Source organism: Sphingobium sp. C100 (assembly GCF_000508185.1).
Classification (GTDB): Bacteria; Pseudomonadota; Alphaproteobacteria; order Sphingomonadales; family Sphingomonadaceae; genus Sphingobium.
Genome location: NZ_AYOY01000057.1, coordinates 1 through 17,999, shown reverse-complemented (window position 1 = coordinate 17,999; position 17,999 = coordinate 1). Strand labels below are relative to the sequence as shown.

14 protein-coding genes and 1 pseudogene are annotated in these 17,999 nt (G+C 65.0%); 11 read left to right on the top strand and 4 right to left on the bottom strand.

The window, feature by feature from the left end; genetic code table 11:
• Positions 1 to 33: 33 nt before the first annotated feature.
• The 3 genes from C100_RS30145 to C100_RS30135 all read right to left on the bottom strand — a co-directional run bounded on the left by C100_RS30145 (position 34) and on the right by C100_RS30135 (position 5,124).
• The gene (locus C100_RS30145; RefSeq protein WP_024018762.1) at positions 34 to 912 is read right to left on the bottom strand and encodes a mechanosensitive ion channel family protein; all 879 of its coding nucleotides are present in this window, start codon (positions 910 to 912) and stop codon (positions 34 to 36) included.
• A 184-nt stretch (positions 913 to 1,096) separates the two neighbouring features.
• On the bottom strand, positions 1,097 to 3,889 hold the full coding sequence (locus tag C100_RS30140) for a TonB-dependent receptor (RefSeq protein WP_024018761.1): 2,793 nt from the start codon (positions 3,887 to 3,889) through the stop codon (positions 1,097 to 1,099).
• Positions 3,890 to 4,155: 266 nt separating this feature from the next.
• Entirely contained in the window at positions 4,156 to 5,124 is a 969-nt protein-coding gene (locus C100_RS30135) for a magnesium and cobalt transport protein CorA (protein WP_024018760.1), read from the bottom strand.
• A 230-nt stretch (positions 5,125 to 5,354) separates the two neighbouring features.
• Here C100_RS30135 and C100_RS30130 point away from each other — a divergent pair, with 230 nt between their 5' ends.
• The 8 genes from C100_RS30130 (at position 5,355) to C100_RS30095 (ending at position 12,848) form a co-directional block, all read left to right on the top strand.
• Positions 5,355 to 5,870: a hypothetical protein gene (locus tag C100_RS30130; protein ID WP_037529860.1), complete on the top strand. Its 516-nt coding sequence runs from the start codon at positions 5,355 to 5,357 to the stop codon at positions 5,868 to 5,870.
• A gap of 118 nt (positions 5,871 to 5,988) precedes the next feature.
• Complete coding sequence (locus C100_RS30125; RefSeq protein ID WP_031308792.1) at positions 5,989 to 6,426, top strand: hypothetical protein; 438 nt, start codon at positions 5,989 to 5,991, stop codon at positions 6,424 to 6,426.
• Complete coding sequence (locus C100_RS30120) at positions 6,423 to 7,130, top strand: response regulator (RefSeq protein ID WP_024018757.1); 708 nt, start codon at positions 6,423 to 6,425, stop codon at positions 7,128 to 7,130. The genes C100_RS30125 and C100_RS30120 overlap by 4 nt, the downstream gene beginning before the upstream one ends.
• A 177-nt stretch (positions 7,131 to 7,307) precedes the next feature.
• A complete protein-coding gene (locus tag C100_RS30115) occupies positions 7,308 to 8,006 on the top strand; it encodes a carbonic anhydrase (protein WP_024018756.1) in 699 nt (232 codons plus the stop codon).
• Between the two features lie 3 nt (positions 8,007 to 8,009).
• Complete coding sequence (locus C100_RS30110) at positions 8,010 to 9,506, top strand: SulP family inorganic anion transporter (RefSeq protein ID WP_024018755.1); 1,497 nt, start codon at positions 8,010 to 8,012, stop codon at positions 9,504 to 9,506.
• Positions 9,507 to 9,799: 293 nt separating this feature from the next.
• A complete protein-coding gene (locus tag C100_RS30105; protein ID WP_024018754.1) occupies positions 9,800 to 10,645 on the top strand; it encodes a TorF family putative porin in 846 nt (281 codons plus the stop codon).
• 167 nt (positions 10,646 to 10,812) lie between these two features.
• Positions 10,813 to 11,523: a response regulator gene (locus C100_RS30100; protein ID WP_024018753.1), complete on the top strand. Its 711-nt coding sequence runs from the start codon at positions 10,813 to 10,815 to the stop codon at positions 11,521 to 11,523.
• Positions 11,520 to 12,848, top strand: a complete 1,329-nt coding sequence (locus tag C100_RS30095) for an ATP-binding protein (protein ID WP_024018752.1) — start codon at positions 11,520 to 11,522, stop codon at positions 12,846 to 12,848. Before C100_RS30100 ends, C100_RS30095 begins: the two co-directional genes overlap by 4 nt.
• A gap of 37 nt (positions 12,849 to 12,885) precedes the next feature.
• On the opposite strand, the gene C100_RS30090 is transcribed toward C100_RS30095, so the two are convergent.
• On the bottom strand, positions 12,886 to 14,547 hold the full coding sequence (locus tag C100_RS30090) for an alkaline phosphatase family protein (RefSeq protein ID WP_024018751.1): 1,662 nt from the start codon (positions 14,545 to 14,547) through the stop codon (positions 12,886 to 12,888).
• A 77-nt stretch (positions 14,548 to 14,624) separates the two neighbouring features.
• Between C100_RS30090 and C100_RS30085 the strand changes: the two genes are divergently transcribed.
• The 3 genes and pseudogenes from C100_RS30085 to C100_RS30075 form a co-directional block, all read left to right on the top strand.
• On the top strand, positions 14,625 to 16,649 hold the full coding sequence (locus C100_RS30085) for a protein-disulfide reductase DsbD family protein (RefSeq protein WP_031308791.1): 2,025 nt from the start codon (positions 14,625 to 14,627) through the stop codon (positions 16,647 to 16,649).
• Positions 16,649 to 17,383 (top strand): TlyA family RNA methyltransferase, encoded by a 735-nt coding sequence (locus C100_RS30080; RefSeq protein WP_024018749.1) that lies wholly within the window; start codon positions 16,649 to 16,651, stop codon positions 17,381 to 17,383. Before C100_RS30085 ends, C100_RS30080 begins: the two co-directional genes overlap by 1 nt.
• Before the next feature lie 97 nt (positions 17,384 to 17,480).
• Positions 17,481 to 17,999 (top strand): annotated as a pseudogene (locus C100_RS30075) (biotin/lipoyl-binding protein); the annotation flags it as partial.

Sequence of the window (17,999 nt, the reverse complement as noted above, 5' to 3'; positions counted from 1 at the left end):
CCGTTGACATCCGGTCGTTCAGCCTCTCATTGTTCAGGGCGAGGGCGGCGCACCGCTGTCCTCGCTCTGGAACGGCACCGCCGTCTTGAAGGTGTTGGTGACATAGGGGAATGGGATTTCGATGCCCGCTCGATCCAGCGCGGCCTTGATCGCGCGCACCACCCGGTCGCGGCTTTCATGCATGTCATAAGGCTTTGAGCCCGCCCACCAACGCACCAGGAAATCGATCGAGCTGCTGTTGAATTCGCGCGCGAAAATGTCGATGCGCCGATCCTGGTCGATAATCTCGATTCCGGTCATCGCCTCGCGGATGACGGTGCGCGCTTCCTCCAGATCGGTGTCGTAGGACACGCCGACGATGATTTCGTGCCGCCGCTGCGCCGCATCGGTCAGGATCTCCACCGGGTTCTTGAACAAGGTGGCGTTGGGCACGATCGTCAGCTCGTTCGACAATTTGCGCACATGGGTCTCGCGCAGCGAGATATGCTCGACCTTGCCGATAATGCCCTCACATTCGATGACATCGCCGATCCGCATCTTCTTGCGCACCATGATGAGAATGCCGGCGAGAAAATTCTGGAAGAAATCCTGAAAGGCAAAGCCAATCGCGATGGTGCCCACGCCAAGGCCCGCGACCAGGCTGGCGGGGGTGAGGCCCGGCAGCACGATCGTCGCGGCGACGATCAGGCCGACGATCCAGATGCCGATCGTCACGATGGTATGGATCAACTGTTTCAGGCTTTCGCGGATCGCCGCGCGACTGGTCACGCGATCGACGACACCACGGGCGAAACGCGCCGCGACCCAGGTTAAGACAATGATGACCAGCGCAATGACGAGATTGGGCACCAGCGCCACCAGTCCGGCCCACATGCCCCATAGCTGCCTGGCGAGAATGTCGATCGCGTTCATTCCGGCTCCCCAATAGATGTCATTGGGCCAACGGGTCAGCCGGGGTTTCGATCCCCTCGCTATTGTGGGCGGTGTCGCATGGCGGGATGTTGCGGGCGTCGGCATGACAATGGCCCGGCTCCCCTGACGGAAGCCGGGCCATCGCCGATCCGCCGCCGGGCCGCGCGGCCCGACGCCCGGACGATCAGAATTTGACCGAAGCGTTCACGAAGAAGGCGCGGCCATAAACGTCATAGGTCGATGGGTAGGTGTTCGACTGTTGCTGATTGTCGCCCATGATCGGCGGCTTCTTGTCGAACAGGTTGTTCATGCCGATCGACCAGCCGAAATGCTCGGTTGGCTGGACCTGCAAGGCCAGGTCGAACAGGTTGTAGGCCTTGATCTTCTCGACGCTGTAGGTGGTCGTGTCGTCATCATCCTTCACGCTCGACAGATAACGATGCGTCAGCGCCAGCGTGATCGGGCCGCTGTTCCACGTCACCCGATTGTTCAGGCGCAGCTTGGAATAGGGTTCGCCGCAATAGATGCCGAACTTGCCCGCGCAGCTCTGGTTGAGGTCGGGGATAGCCGCAACCGGGTTGAGGTCGAAGCGGATCAGCCGCGTGCCGGCCACACGAAAACTCAGCTTGCCCGATTTGGCGCCAAACACGCCAAAGTTCAGCGGCAGGCTGTAATTCACCTCGAAATCCACGCCTTCGGTCTTGAGGCCGCCGGTGTTGGACAACAGGTTTTCCGCGCCCTCGATCGCATAGCTGTCGGCATTGCGCGGCAGCGCCGAACAATAGCTGCTGTCATAGGGCGTCCAGCCGTTAGACGCCGTGCCATAGCAGGCGGCGATGATATTGGCCGTTCCCGGCGTCGAGATATAATTGTCGATCTTGATATGATAATAATCGACCGTCGCGGTAAGGCGGGGCAGGAAGCTGGGTTGCAGCACCACGCCTGCGGTCCAGGTGTCTGACGTCTCCTCGCGCAGGTCGGGATTGCCGCCGGTGATCGATTCGATCTGCGAACTGCCGCCATTGATCGCCGTGCCAAGCGCGCTGGCGGGGACTCCGGTGGCAAGGCAGCTTGCGTTGAGGTTCGCGTTCGTAACCGCAACATCCAGTTCGCACGGGTCGCTCGCCGCGGGGAAGTCCTGCGCCTGACCCGAATAAAGGTCATAGACGGTGGGCGCCCGCACCGCGCGGCTGATCTGGCCGCGGAAGGTCACGTCCTTGACCGGCGCGTAGATCAGCCCCACCGAATAGGTGCTGACATTCTTCGCCGCCGTCGAATAATGCGAATAGCGATAGGCGCCATTGGCTTCCAGCTTGTGGACGAGCGGCATATCCGCCAGCAGCGGCACATCGATCTCGGCGAACAGCTCCTTCACATTATAACCGCCCGACAGCCCCTCGCTGGCGTTGAAGCCGACGACGTCGCCCGACGCCAGCGCATAATCGGGGTCGTAGCTACCATGTTCGGACCGATATTCCGCGCCGATCGCGATGCCCGCCGGTCCCGCGCCCAGATCGAACAGATTGCCGTTGGTGATGGCCAGGCTGGCCACCTGTTCGGTGATGGTGCTGACATTCTTGACCGGGATCGAAATGAAGGCGGCGGCTTCGTCGCTGATGTTGCCCGCGCCAAAGATGTTGAGCGGTACGCAACCATTGCTAGGGTCGGAACAGACCAGATTGCCGTCCGCGTCATATGTGGTCAGCAAAGCTTGTCGAACGCGGCTGTCCGACACGTTGCCGGTCTGGGTTTCGACCTGCTTGGTGCGCGAATAGCTGTAATAGCCGTCATAGTTCCAGTCACCGGCAATCTGCCCCTTCGCGCCGACCAGCGCGCGGTAGGCGGTATTGTCGACGCTGGAGATGCGCGGCCCGACCTCGCTCATGCGGCGATAGATGGCGGCGGTGGTATAGCCGTCGCCGTCCGGGTCCCCTGCCGCCAGCAACGCCTGCGAATCCGCCGACAGGAAGGATGAATCGACGTCGAGCGAGACCGAACCGGTATAGGGCGTGGGCGCCAGGCGGTTCTGCACCCGGTTGTTGATGAACTGCCCTTCGGCATAGACGGTCAGATGATCGTCCACCTCATAATGGGTCTGCGCGCTCAGCAGGATGCGCTTTTGCGGCACCTGAAGATAATTGTCCGGCGCATAATTATAGGCATCGGTTGTCGCGTCATAGGCCGAATAGCTGCCGTCCGGCGCGAACTTGTAGGGGCTGCCCGACACCACCATGCGCGTGCCCGGAATGGAGCCGGACCCGCCTGCGGCCAGCCCGCCGTCGCCATCGTCGGTATAGGCCTGCCGCGTGTAGCTGCGCGCGCTCTGGAGCACGCCGTCGCGCTTGGTATAGTCGATGTAGAAGGTCGCATTGCCGCGGCCATCCTCGAAATTGCCGCCGATCAACAGGTTGGTGTTGAACGTGCCGCCATCGCCTTCCTGGTTGATGCGGTAATTGGCGTTCGCCTCGACCCCGGAGAAATCCTGTTTCATCACGAAGTTGATGACGCCCGCGATCGCGTCCGAGCCATAGACGGCGGATCGGCCGCCCGACACCACCTCGACATGATCGATCAGCCCTGCCGGCACGGTGTTCAGATCGACGATCTGGCTGCTGTCATAGGAAATATAGCGCCGGCCATTGACCAGCACCAGCGTCCGGTTGGCGCCGAGCCCGCGCAGGTCGGCGGTCGATACGCCGCCGCCCGGATTATTGGATGCCGCGGTCGTGCTGGGGATGAGTTGTGGCAGGTCGTTGATGATCGCCTCGACATTGACCTTGCCGCTCAGCTTGAGTTCCTGCGCGGAAATGATCGAGATCGGCGATGCCTGTTGCAGGTCCGGTCGCGCGATGCGCGATCCGGTCACGACGATGGTGTCCGCGCTGCTGTCGTCATCGGCGCTTTGGGCCAGGGCCGGCGTCGACAGGCCAAGCAGGAGCGTCGACGCCAGCAGGCGTCGTTGGAAAGAGGGGCGCATAGATGAAATTCTCCCTTTTGGAAGTCCGCCCGAAGGCGGCTTCCGCGACCATTTTATGATGAACGCACCGGTGCGATGAGGGAGGGGTGGGTCAGCGTCGCCGCGCCGTCAAATATTTTTCATGCGTATAACAGGCTTTTGTCACGCCTGTGTCATTTCAAGCACAACTATATCAAATCATTGCATTATTTTGCGAAATATTGCGCTACGCGGCGCAAGCTTCTGTCACGAGAGGCCATCTCTCTCGCCGTGCCCTGCGCCATGGCTCATAGCCATTTCAGTTTCTTGAATCGGGCATAGAGCAGGCCGCAGAGCAGCGCGATCACGCCCAGCACGACGGGATAGCCGTAGCGGGTCCGCAATTCGGGCATATGATCGAAATTCATGCCGTAAATTCCCGCGATCGCGGTCGGCACGGCCAGTATCGCGGCCCAGGCGGCGAGCTGGCGGGTAATGTCGCCGGTGCGCTGCTGTTCCAGCAGGTTCGACGATTCAAACACGCTGTTCAATATCTCGCGCAGATCCTCGACCATTACCTGTACGCGCCGCACATGATCGCGCACGTCGCTGAAATAGGGGCGGGCATCGGGGTCGATGCAGGGCAGGTCGATCTTCACGAACTTGGTCGCCACCTCCTGCATCGGCACGAGGATGCGCTGAAAGCGGATCAATTGGCGGCGCAGGCTGAAGATGCGGGTGATTTCGTCGCGACCCAGGAAATGGTCGATCATCTGCTGTTCCATGACCAGCACTTCGTCTTCGATCCCCTCGATGATCGGCAGATAGCCGTCGACGATGAAATCCAGGATCGCGTGCAGCACATAGTCGGTGCCTTGCGCCAGCCGCTGCGGCACCGCTTCCAATTCCCGTCGCAGCGTCACATGCCCGCGCGCCGATCCGTGTCGCACGCTGATGATATGATCCCGGCCGACGAACAGTGCGGTCTCGCCATAGCAGATCGCGTCGTCCTCCAGATGGGCCGTGCGCGCGACGACGAACAGCTGGTCGCCATAAAGATCGACCTTGGGCAACTGATTCGCCTTGATCGCGTCCTCCACCGCCAGCGGATGCAGGCCATAGGTGCGCGCCAGCGTCTGCATTTCATCTTCGGTCGGCTCGGCCACGCCGATCCAGATGAATTCCGACTTGTCCGCAGCGCAGGCGACTCGTTCGTCGATTTCCACGCTGCGCACCCGCTGTCCGTTGCGATAAAGATAGGCGGCAATGACGGTCATGATCGTCTGTTTCCCCGTTGTTTCCGGGGATTAGCAGAAAGCGGCGACAGCGTCCCGCGCCTCGTGCAACTCACCGCGCGGTCATGTCGATTCACGTCGATTTTGCGATCGAAGGCTGGCGGATGACTTCGGCCTGACATAGTTGGGGCCGAAAGGGGCGCATCGATACACGCGGCACATGCCTGGGAGGAGCGGGCCGCGTGCAGGAACGGAGCTGTGCCTTGACCATCATGACGATCGATTTCGAGGCGTCCTGTCTGCCCCGCCATGGGCGCTCCTTCCCGATCGAAGTGGGCATCGCCGGCATGGGCCTGTCCCGCAGCTGGTTGATCCGTCCGCATGAGAGCTGGTCCGATTGGGACTGGACGGCCGAAGCCCAGGCCCTGCATGGGCTTACCCACATGCGGGTGTTGCAGGAGGGGCAGCCGGCTGACCAGATATTGGCGGAACTGACGATCGCCGTGCAGGGACGGCGCGTCGTCGCCGACAGTCCGCTGGACCAATATTGGCTCGATACGCTGGCCGCCGCCGCCGGCGCGCCGGCGCCCTTCCGGATCGACCATATCGCCGCGCTGTTCGATGAACAGCAGGCGGACGAGGCGCGCATCGCCGCCGCCGTCTCCTGCGCCGACGCGCGGGGAATAGTGCGCCATCGGGCGGCGGGCGACGCGCTATGGCTGGCGGCAGTGGTCGAACATCTCGCCACGCCGACCCGACCCACGCCGGTGCTGATCGCCGCCCAGTAGGGGCCTTTTGCGGCGCAGCAATAATTTGTAACATGCGGCCAATTACGCAGACATTCATCGGACCTACACCCGACGCAATCGCCCGGCCGTGCCGGCCGGGTCCAACGGGAGTAGCCCCATGTTCCTCATCGTCGCTTCAGCCGCGGTGCTTGCCGCCGCCACGCCCGTCCATAATGCCGAAATCAGCCATGGCGCCCGCGCCTACACCGCCAGCTACGATGCGCAACCGAGCCTGACGCTGCGTCAGGTGGAGCCGCGCTTCGCCAATCGCGCCGCCGTGCCCGCTTGTCGCTGGCAGGCCGATCTGACGGTCAATCGCGCCGTTGCGACCGATGGTCGCACCGTTTCTGCCTTTGGCAAGGCGATCCACCGCTTCGCACCGCTCTCGGGCAGCTATGCCGGCAGCTGCGCCACGGCGCGCAGCCAGATCGACGCACAGGTCGCCCGTCACATGCAGGCCATGGCGGCGGAAGCGTCGGCGATTGCCCGGCAGGACCGTGCGACACTCGTCCGCGAACTGGATGGCGCGCGCGAACTGACCGTGCAGGGCGGATGAGTCCACCGCTGATCCTGATCGCCGAAACCCAGCAGGACTTGCGGAACAACATCCGCGAATATCTCGAACAAAGCGGTTTCCGCGTCCTGCCGGCCGTTTCGGCGAACGACATATTCAATGCTCTGGGCAGCGCGCCGCTCGGGGCCGTGGTGCTGGATTCGGCCTTGCGCGGCGCGGACGGGCTCGATCTGTGCCGCGATGTGCGTCAACGCAGCGGGGTGCCGATCATCCTGGTCGGCGCCAATAGTTCGGAGGTCGACCGCGTGGTCGGGCTGGAACTGGGCGCCGACGACTATATGGCAAAGCCTTATTCGGCGCGGGAACTGGCCGCCCGCCTGCGTGCCGTATTGCGGCGCGGAGGCGAGCGCACGCTGGGCCTGCGCCGCCAGACGCAGGCAGTGTTCGATGGCTGGGTCGTCGATTTCGCCCGGCGCGAGGTTGCCGACCCGCACGGGCAGGCGATCGATCTGACGGCGGCGGAATTCGCGTTGCTGGCCATATTCCTCGACCATCCCCAGGCGGTGATCGCGCGGGTGCGGTTGATGGAGCTGGCCGGCGTGCGCGACGGCGGTTCGTCCGACCGCAGCATCGACGTGCTGGTCAGCCGCCTGCGGCGAAAGCTCGGGGCGGGAGGGCGGCCGGCGCCGCTCGTCACCGTGCGGGGGGTCGGTTATATGTTCAGCGCCGTGGTCGATCGGCGCTGAACATATTGTGTTGGCTCAAGGCCGCTCTCGGACGGCTCAGCGCGAGCGGCGGCACGCTTCAATAGCCAGACATATTATTTAACAAAGCCGCTGCGCCGCAGCAAAACCAGATCCCTATCCTTCAAACTATACCGGTCCGCCCCCGACCGGATACGCCATGAACAGAGGATAGAGCCCATGAACGAGCTTATCGGTCGCGTTTTCAGCTTCGAGACGAAAGTCTTTCCGAATGAAAGCGCACTCTACAACCAACTGGCGAGCCATGGCCAGAGCCCCAAGGCGCTGATGATCTCCTGCGCAGATTCGCGCATCGTGCCCGAACATATCATGCAGGCCGCGCCCGGCGACCTGTTCGTCTGCCGCAACGCCGGCAATATCGTGCCGCCCCATGCCAGCCAGCTTGGCGGCGTCACCGCGACGGTCGAATATGCCGTCATGGTCCTGGGCGTGCGCGACATCATCGTATGCGGCCATAGCGACTGCGGCGCCATGAAGGCGCTTGCGACAGAGGCCGACCTGACGTCGATGCCCAATGTCGCCGCCTGGCTTCGTCATAGCCATGCCGCACAGAAGGTCTGCCGGGAAAATTATCCCGAAGACCTCACCGACGCCGAAAAGCTGCGGAACATGGCGCTGGAAAATGTCGTGGTGCAACTCGCGCATCTGCGCACGCATCCGTCGGTAGCCTCTGGCGTGGCCCGCGGCGACATCGCGCTGCACGGCTGGTATGTCGATATTCATGCCGGGCAGGTGCTGGGCCTTGATGGCGAGACCGGCCGCTTCTCCCCGTTGCGCGAAGGGCAGCCACTGCCGGTTGCGCAGTCCCACGGCCGTCGCCTCGCAGGCGATGTGGCCTATGCCCAGGCGGCGGAGTAAATCATGTTGAAAGCCTTTTCCGGCGGCAATTTCAGCCGTGATTTCACTGCGTCGATCGTCGTCTTCCTGGTGGCGATGCCGCTTTGCATGGGCATCGCCATTGCTTCCGGCGTGCCGCCGGAAAAAGGCCTGATCACCGGCATCATCGGCGGCATGGTCGTCGGCCTGTTTGCGGGATCGCCGTTGCAGGTCAGCGGCCCCGCCGCCGGCCTGGCCGTCATCGTCTTCGAAATCGTGCGAGAACAGGGATTGTCGGCGCTGGGTCCGATCCTGATCCTTGCCGGCGCGATTCAGGTCGTCGCCGGCCTTGCCCGCGTCGGCGGATGGTTCCGCGCCATCTCGCCGGCCGTCGTCCACGGGATGCTCGCGGGTATCGGCGTGCTGATAGTGGTGGGGCAGTTCCATGTGCTCTTCGACGACAAGCCGCTGTCGAGCGGCCTAGCCAACCTCGTCGCCATGCCGGGCCAGCTCTTCGGCCTCAGCAATCAGGATGCCGCGACCGCCTTTGCTGTTGGTATCGTCACGATCCTGGGCATGTTGGGCTGGGAAAAGTTCCGCCCCGCGTCGCTGAAACTGGTGCCGGGCGCGCTGGTCGGCGTGGTGCTTGCGACGTTGGTGGCGTTCGCGCTGGGCCTGCCGGTGGCGCGCGTGGTCGTCCCGGAATCGATCATTGCCGCGATCACGCCGCCGGAAGCCGGGCTGATGGCGCAGCTGCTCAATCCCACGGTCATCACCACCGCCATCGCCATCGCCTTCATCGCCAGCGCGGAAACCCTGCTGTCGGCGGCGGCGGTCGATCGGATGCATGATGGGGTGCGGACCAACTATAACAAGGAATTGAGCGCGCAGGGCGTCGGCAACCTGCTTTGCGGCTTCGCCGGCGCGCTGCCGATGACGGGCGTCATCGTCCGCAGTTCGGCCAACGTCCAGGCAGGCGCCAAGACGCGCCTGTCGACCATTTTGCACGGTATCTGGATTCTGGGCTTCGTCGCCCTGCTGCCCTGGCTGTTGCGGGAAATCCCGATGGCGGCGCTCGCGGGCATTCTGGTCATCACGGGCGTCCGCCTGGTCAGCCTCGCCCATGTGAAGCACCTCTTCCATCTTTATGGTCCGCTGCCTGCGGTCGTCTGGGCGGCGACGCTGATCTGCGTGGTGGCGACCGACCTGCTGACCGGCGTGCTGGTGGGCATCGGCCTCTCGCTGCTCGAACTGCTGCCGCACGCCAAGCGCCTGGGCCTCAATGTCCAGGAGGAAAGTCGCGGCGACGCGCATGAAGTGGCGTTGCGGGGCACCGCGACCTTCCTCAGCCTGCCCAAGCTGTCCGCCAAGCTCGAATCGCTCCCCGCTGCCGGCCTCGTCATCCTCAATGTCGAGCGTCTGGGCCATATCGATCATACCTGCGCGGAAATGCTGCGCGAATGGGTCGATCGGCGCCGCGGTGCGGGTGGGCCGGTGGAATTGTTCGGCGCCACCGGACGGATGCGTCAGTTCGTCGCCTGATTACCCCCCCTTTCCAGGCGACAATTTGCCGCCGTGTCCCAGTTGGGGCACGGCGGTTTTTCTTTGTCCGGTTTCAATATAGAAACATATTGGCAATGCTGATTATCAAATAGGCAAGAAACCGTGCCTGCCATGTCACAGGATGGCCAGTCCTTTCGCAACTGCGGCAAAAGCGGTTTTCCTGACTGACGCTAGGGCATAGGTGATGGTCATTCGCCGGCATCGGAGACGATGATCCAAAAGATCTTCGGGCCGCAGCGAATGCAGGACGGAACATTCTTTCGTTAAGGGGAATGTTCATGAAGTATCAAATCGCCTGTGCCGCCCTCGCGCTCATGTCCAGCGCGCCGGCTTTCGCCCAGGAAGCACCCACCAGCCCCGTCACCATATCCGGCAGCGTCGCGCTGGTTTCCGATTATCGTTTTCGCGGCGTGTCGATGACCGACAAGGGCATGGCCGTGCAGGGCGGCATCACCGCGACCCATGAAACCGGCGCCTATGCCGGCACCTGGGCTTCGAACCTTTCGGGCTGGGGCACTTTCGGCGGCCCGAACCTGGAGCTCGACCTGTTCGCCGGTTACGCCATTCCGCTAGGTGAAAACGTCACGCTGGACGTCGGCCTGACCTGGTATATGTTCCCGTCGGGCGCGGACACCACCGACTTTGCCGAACCCTATGTCAAGCTGTCCACCCAGGTCGGGCCGGTCAGCGGCCTGGTCGGCGTCGCCTATGCTCCCAAGCAGGAAGCGCTCGGCAAATTCTACAATACGGCCGCCAGCTATGCGACCGGCATCCCCGACAATCCGGGCGACAAGGAAGATAATCTCTACATCTGGGGCGACGTCAGCGGCTCGATCCCCAACACGCCGGTAACGCTCAAGGCGCATGTCGGCTGGTCCAACGGCAATAGCGGCCTTGGCCCCAACGGCACGTCGCCGGCGCCGACCGGCAAATATCTCGACTGGATGGTGGGCGCCGACGTCGCCATTCCCGGCACGCCGCTGACCCTGGGCGTTGCCTATGTCGACACCGACATCGCCCGCGTCGAGGAAAATTATCTGCGTCCGAACCTGTCGGATGCCGATGGTTCCTCGATCGTGCGCAGCCAGGTCGTCTTCTCGCTCTCGGCGTCCTTCTGACCGGGCGGAAGCCGGACCCGGTTCGCCGGGTCCGGCTTCCCGCTTTTCCCTGTCGTGACAAATTGTTGCTGTTGCCGCCATCGGTTGTTTCCTCCCCATGGTGTGGTTGACCGCCGATCCGCCGCACCGTATCCCGCAGCCATGCTATTGCCCGCGCTGCCACTCCGATGACCGCTCCGTCGATCATTCTGGTCGAAGATGATCCGCCGCTGCGCACGTTGACGGCCCGCGCGCTTCAGGAACATGGCTATCAGGTTCGTCCCGCTTCTTCGGGGCCGGAAATGTGGGTGGCGTTCGATGCCGGGCCGGTCGACCTGGTCGTGCTGGACGTGATGTTGCCGGGCACCAACGGCATTGACCTGTGCCGCCAGATCCGTCGCAAGAGCGATGTGCCCATCATCTTCATCAGCGCAAAGGGCAGCGAGACCGACCGCATCGTCGGCCTTGAACTGGGCGCCGACGATTATCTGCCCAAGCCCTTCGGCACCCGCGAACTCATCGCTCGCATCCGCGCCATCCTGCGCCGTGTGGGCGTCGAGCGCGGGCCTGACGACCATCGTGAGAGCGAGGCGCGGTTCGACGGCTGGACCGTCAACTTCCCCCGTCGCGAACTGCGCTCCCCCACCGGCGCGATCGTCGATCTGACCGGCGCGGAATTCGACCTGCTGGGCAGCTTCCTCAGTCATCCGCAGCGGGTCATCGCCCGCGAACGGCTGATCGAATTGTCGCGCACGCGCATGGGCGACAGCTCCGATCGCAGCATCGACGTGCTGGTCAGCCGCCTGCGCCGCAAGCTCAGCACGCAGGAGAAAGGCGCGCCGATCACCACGGTCCGGGGCGTGGGCTATATGTTCAATGCAGAGGTCAGCCGCGCTTGAAGCGGCATGTCAGATGGTCGCTGGGGCTGGTCGGACGGCTCTTCGCGATCCTGCTGCTGACGGTGATGCTGGAATTCGCGGTCGGCACGCTCATCTACGAACGGACCAGCCAGCTCTATCTTCAGGATGACGAGGCGCGGCGCCTGGCCGAACATCTGGTCATCGCGCGCAAGCTGCTGGCCGAACAACCGGTGGAGGATCGTCGCTCGCTGGGCATTCGCCTCACGACCGATCGCTATGACGTCCACTGGGCGCCCGCCGCGCCGCCGCCGCCGCCGCTTTCGCCGGAACTGGAGCGGATGCGGCGACAGATTATCGCCTGGGAACCGAGCCTGGAAAAATCGGGCCTGTGGCTGCGGCTGACGCCGGGGCGCCATTCCGAAGTCAACGGCGGTCTGCGACTGTCCGATGGCAGCTGGCTCTATTTCGGGATGCATCATAGCGGCGGGAAATGGGCCTTCACCATTGGTCGCATGGGGTTGGCGCTTATCCCCGTGCTGGCGCTGCTGCTGGCCGGCTGGGTGCTTATCCGCCGCACGCTCGCGCCCCTGCGCGATCTTACCCATGCGACCCACAAGATCGGGCTGGGGTCGGAAGTGATCGTGCCGGAAGCGGGCACCAATGACGTACGCAATCTGATCAGCGCGTTCAACATGATGCAGACCCGCATCCACCGCCTGATCGACGAACGCACCGAAATGCTGGCGGCGGTTGGCCATGATCTGCGCACCCCGCTGTCGCGGCTGCAATTGCGGCTGGAAGAGGTGAAGGACGGCGAGATTCGCGGGGCGATGGGCGGCGACCTGGAGGAAATGGGTGCGATGCTGGAATCGCTGCTCGCTTTCCTGGGCGGAGAACGGGACCCTGAACGGGTGGTCCGCACCGATATTGCCGTCAGCATCGCCACGGTCGTCGATGCCTTTCAGGATCATGACCATGATGTGCGCTATGACGGGCCGGACCATCTGGAAATGGATCTGCGCGGCCTGTCGCTGCGCCGCGCGGTCCGCAACCTGATCGAAAACGCGCTCCATTATGGCCAGCGCGCCCGTGTCTCGCTGGAGCGTAAGGGGGACGAGGTGCTGATCCGGGTTGATGATGACGGCCCCGGCATTCCGCGCGATCGGCTGGAGGAAGTGCTGCGGCCCTTTGCGCGGCTGGACGATGCGCGCCAGCGCAATACGCGCGGGCTGGGGCTGGGGCTGGCTATCGTGCAAAAGGCGGTGGCGGCCGAAGGAGGGCGGCTCACCCTCGCCAATCGGCCCGAGGGCGGGCTGCGCGCGGAAATCTGCCTCTATCTGCCGCGCTCGGTGGCAAAGGGCTGATCCGGCCCGGAACGCGGCGCGCTCCGGGCGGACCGGCTTAACGTCCGGCGCAGCTATCGCTTTCGCCCGCGATCAGGTCCAGGCAGCGGCCGTCAATCTCGTCCCTGGGCACCGGCAGGCCGATCAGCGCGGCCAGGCTGGGCATGATGTCCACCGTCTCGACGCCCAGCGGCTGTTCGAAATGCTGCATCCCCTTGCGCCAGAACAGGATCGGTACGCGGCGGTCATAGTCCCAGGGGCTGCCATGCGTCGCGACATAGCCCTTGGTCGGATCGGGGATCGGGGTGATCCGCGGCTTGAGCATCAGCAGCAGGTCGCCCGAACGCTGCGCATCGAAACTGGCGCGCGCTTCCTGGATCAGGCTCCAGCTTTCCGGCGCACCGGTGGGCGTCGGGGTGGCGGCGATGTCCGCCTTCGTGAACACGGTCTGCACCTGCGGGTGGGCGCGCAGTAATTTCAACGTTTCGGTTTCCACCCTGGCGCGCTGGGCGGGGGTCAGCCCCTTGTCGAAATACAGGTCGCCCGCCGGTCCGTCACCCCAAATGAGCTTGCGTCCGGCCAGACCCGTCTTCGCGCCGATCGCCGCGCTCAGCGCCTTGGGCGACAGGGCAGGGTCGACCCGCGCCTCCATCGGCATGGCGTTTTCACGGTGCCGCTCGGGCAGGTCATGGCCGCCATGGTCAGCGGTCAGCACCACCATATAGTCGATGCCGTCCTTGTCGAGCCGATCGAAAAAGGCGCCCAGTTCCTGGTCGAGCCGGTCGATCTGGATGCAGCTTTCGGTGCCTTCGGTGCCATAGGTGTGACCGACATAGTCGGTCGCGGACAGGCCGATCGAGATGATGTCGGTCTGCGCCTGCTTGCCCAGGTCCATGCTCTCGATCGCGCCGGCCGCCAGCACCAGGGTGTAGGCGTCCTGTTCGGGCGAGGCGCGGAATGCCTTATAGTCGCCAGCCTCGCGCGCGAAGCGGCCGGCGCCCACAGTCTTGCCCGCGCCGATGGCGACGGGGAAATCCTTGGCCACGCACTGGGCGGGCAGTTCATAGCCGGCATTGGGCTTGGCCAGTTGCGCGGCGAGCGCGGCGTTGACCTTCGCCACCAGCGGGGGCGTGGCGATGCCCTTGTAGCTGACATAGCCCTCGGGGCCGGCCAGCCACCAGATCTGGTCGGTCACCGGCCCGCCCATCATGACGGCGGCGCGGTCCTTGCCCGCGACCGACACGACGCGCGTCGCGGGATTGGCCGCCTTCATGCGGCCGCCAAGGGTCGGGACTTTCAGATGCATGGGCGACACGACATAATTGCCGCTGCTGCTGCCCGGCTGGCTTTCATTCTCGGCGCAATAGACCGCCTTGTCATCGCGCGCGGTCGACAGGTCGAACCAGGTGTTGGCGATGATGCCGGTGCGCGACGGGCGGCTGCCGGTCAGGATGGTCGAATGGCCGGGGCAGGTTTCGGTCGCGGCATGGCTTTGATAGCCGCGCGGGAAGACGGCGCCCTGGGTCAGGCGCTTGAGGCCGCCGGTATAATATTGACGATATTCGCTGAACAGGTCCGCGGAAAACTGGTCGACGCTGATCGCGACGATCAGCTTGGGCGGGGTCGTCGGCGATGCGGAAGCCGGTGCGGGAGAAGGCGCCTGCGCCAAGGCCGGAACGGCGGTAGCGAGCAACAGGGCGGCGGCGACTTTCTTCAACATATGGCGATACCTTCTCTTGCCTTGACGGCGGATGGGGAGCGACCTAGCCCGCTTGCACCCAAGCGACCAGAGGCCCGATGCGGATTTTTCAAGTCATAATGATGACGCTTGCCCTGCTGGCGGGGCTGCCTGCCGCGCAGGCGCAGGGGGCGTTCGGCGGCGGCCCGGCGCAGATCGCGGCCCAGTTGGACAGCGAAAGCGACAGCCCCGCGCCCGGTGGCGGAACGACCATCGCCTTCGCCATGACGCCGGCGGCGGGCTGGCATGGCTATTGGGAAAATCCCGGCGACGCTGGCCTGGGCATGACCGTCGACTGGACCTTGCCCAAGGGCGTGACGGTCGGACCGCTGCGTTATCCGGTGCCTGAAACGCTGCTGATCTCCGGCCTGATGAACCATGTCTATGAAGGGCCTTATGCGGTGCTGGCCGACCTGAAGGTCGCGGCCGACATTGCGCCGGGCACACGCCTGCCGGTGCGGGCGAAGGCGCAATGGCTGGCCTGCACCGACAAGGTGTGCGTCCCCGAAAGCGGCGACCTGGCGCTCGATCTGGTGGCGGGGGACGGCATGGTCGCGGCGGCGGCGCGCGCCCGGTTCGACGGCTGGCGGATGCATCTGCCCCGGCCGCTGGGATCGCAGGCGACCTATGCGATCAAGGACGGGCGCCTGCGTCTGTCGGTGCCGTTCCCGGCCGACGCCCAGGCAAGCGAGGTCCATCTCTTCCCGCTGGTGGAAGGCTTGGCGCGCTATGCCGCGCCGCAGACGGTGACGCGCAAGGATAACCAGATGGTTATCGAAACGGACGCGGGCGAAGGGGTCAAGGGCGGTGCGGTTCAGGCGGTGTTGCGGACCGGCGATCATGTCGGCTTCCTGCTCACGGCCCGGCCCGGCGCGGTGGCGCAAGCGCCGAGCGGTGGACAGGCGTGGGCGATCCTGGCCGCGCTGGGTGGCGCGCTGCTGGGCGGCCTGCTGCTCAACATCATGCCCTGCGTCTTCCCGATCCTGGGATTGAAGGCGATGAAGCTGGCCAAGGCGGGCGGCGACGAACGCGTCGTGCGGCGCGAGGCGCTGGCCTATGCGGCCGGGGTCATCCTGACCTGCCTGGCGCTGGGCGGGCTGTTGCTGGCCTTGCGTGCGGCGGGCGGGGCGGTCGGCTGGGCCTTCCAGTTGCAAGACCCGCGCATCATCCTGGCGCTGCTGCTGCTGGTGACGGCGATCGCCTTCAACCTTGCCGGCCTGTTCGAATTGCGCGCGCTGGGCGGGGGCGACGGGCTGGCGGGCAAGGCTGGCCTTTCCGGCGCGTTCTGGACCGGCGCGCTGGTCGCTTTCGTCGCGACGCCGTGCACCGGGCCGTTCATGGCGGCGGCGATGGGGGCGGCGCTGCTGCTGCCGCTGGCGGCCGCGCTCGCGATCTTCGCGGGCCTGGGCCTTGGCCTCGCCTTGCCGTTCCTGCTGCTCGCCTATGTGCCCGCGCTGCGCCAGCGCCTGCCCCGGCCCGGCGCGTGGATGGGCCGGTTTCAGCAGATATTGGCCATCCCCATGTTCCTGACCGCGCTCGGCCTCGCCTGGCTGCTGGGGCAGCAGCGCGGCGTGCCGGGCATGACCATCGGCTTGGGCGCGGCGCTGTTGCTGGCGCTGCTGCTCTGGTGGCTGGGGGCGCGTCAGCATGGCGGAAAGGGTGGGGGACTGGTCGCCGCCATCGCCGCGCTGGCGCTGCTGGCGGGGGCCGGCGCCGCCTTGCCCGCGTCCGCCCCGGCCCGGCAGGAGAGCGTCGGAGCTGTCGCTTTCGATGTCGCGAAACTGGACGGGTTGCGCGCGGCGAACAAGCCTGTCTTCCTCTATTTCACCGCCGACTGGTGCCTGACCTGCAAGGCGAATGAGGCGGCCGCGATCGACCGCGCCGAAACCCGCGCCGCCTTCGATCGCGCGGGCGTCACGGTGATGGTCGGCGACTGGACCAGCGCCGACCCCGCCATCACCCGTTTCCTGGAAAGCCAGGGGCGATCGGGCGTGCCGCTCTATCTCTGGTATGCGCCGGGCAAGGAGGCGCGGACATTGCCGCAATTGCTGACGCCGGCGACGCTCACCGGGCTGGTGCGCTGATGGCGAAATTGCGCGCGGACCAATTGCTGGTCGACAGCGGCCTTGCCGAAAGCAAGGCGCGGGCGCAGGCGCTCATCCTCGCGGGCCTCGTCTATCTGGGCGACCGAAAGATCGAGAAGGCGGGGCAGCAGGTGGCCGCCGACGCCGAACTCGACGTGCGCGGCCGCGACCATCCCTGGGTCTCGCGCGGGGGCATCAAGCTCGCCCATGCGCTGGAGGAATTCGCGATCGACGTGACCGGCATGGTGGCGATCGATGTGGGTTCCTCGACCGGCGGCTTTACCGACGTGTTGCTGACCAAGGGCGCGGCGCGGGTCTATGCGGTCGACAGCGGCACCAACCAGCTCGCCTGGAAATTGCGCAGCGACGACCGCGTCATCGTTCATGAACAGACCAGCGCCCGCATCCTGACCGACGCCCATATCCCCGAAGCCGTCGACATCATCGTGTGCGACGCCAGCTTCATCAGCCTGGCCAAGGTGCTGGAGCGGCCGATCGGCTTCGCCAGGCCGGGCGCGCATCTCGTCGCGCTCATCAAGCCGCAGTTCGAGGCGCGGCGCGAGGAAGTGGGCAAGAATGGCGTGGTGCGCGACGCGGCCGTGCATGACCGGGTCTGCGCGCACGTGCAGGACTGGGTGCGCGAACAGGGCTGGACCGTTGCGGGGCTGACACAAAGCCCGATTACCGGGCCGCAGGGCAATGTCGAATTTCTTCTCCATGCGCTTGGCGGATAATCGGCGCAGCTTCGTTTTCTGCCCTCGATACATAATGATACATAACGCGACGAAGGGTCAGCTTGTGTCGCGCTGAAAGGCCCGATAGCCCCAACCCATGCGACCGTTCCTGCCCCTCCTTCTCAGCGCCCTTTGTCTTGCCGGTTGCAATGGCGAGCCGGAAAAGAAAGCGCGCCCCGCGCCGCTCGTCACCGCGCAGCCGATCGGCAAGGCGCGCTTCGTCGACAATGTGGAGGCGGTCGGCACCGCCCTTGCCAATGAACAGGTGGTTCTGTCCGCGCCGGTGACGGAACGGATAGACTCCCTGAATTTCGCCGATGGCGGCTTCGTAAAGCAGGGGCAGGTGATCGCCACCATGGCGGTGGCCCAGGAACAGGCCGAACTCGCCGCCGCCCAGGCCCAGGCGCGGCAGGCGCAGCAGCAACTCGACCGTATCCAGGCGCTCAAGGCGCGGGGCTTCGCCACCGCCGCTTCGCTCGACCAGCAGGTCGCGCTCGCCAATGCGGCGAAGGCCGCAGCCGACCAGTCGCGCGCCGCCATCGGCGACCGGGTGATCCGTGCGCCGTTCGCCGGCTGGGTCAGCCTGCGCACCATTTCGGCGGGCGCGATCATTCCC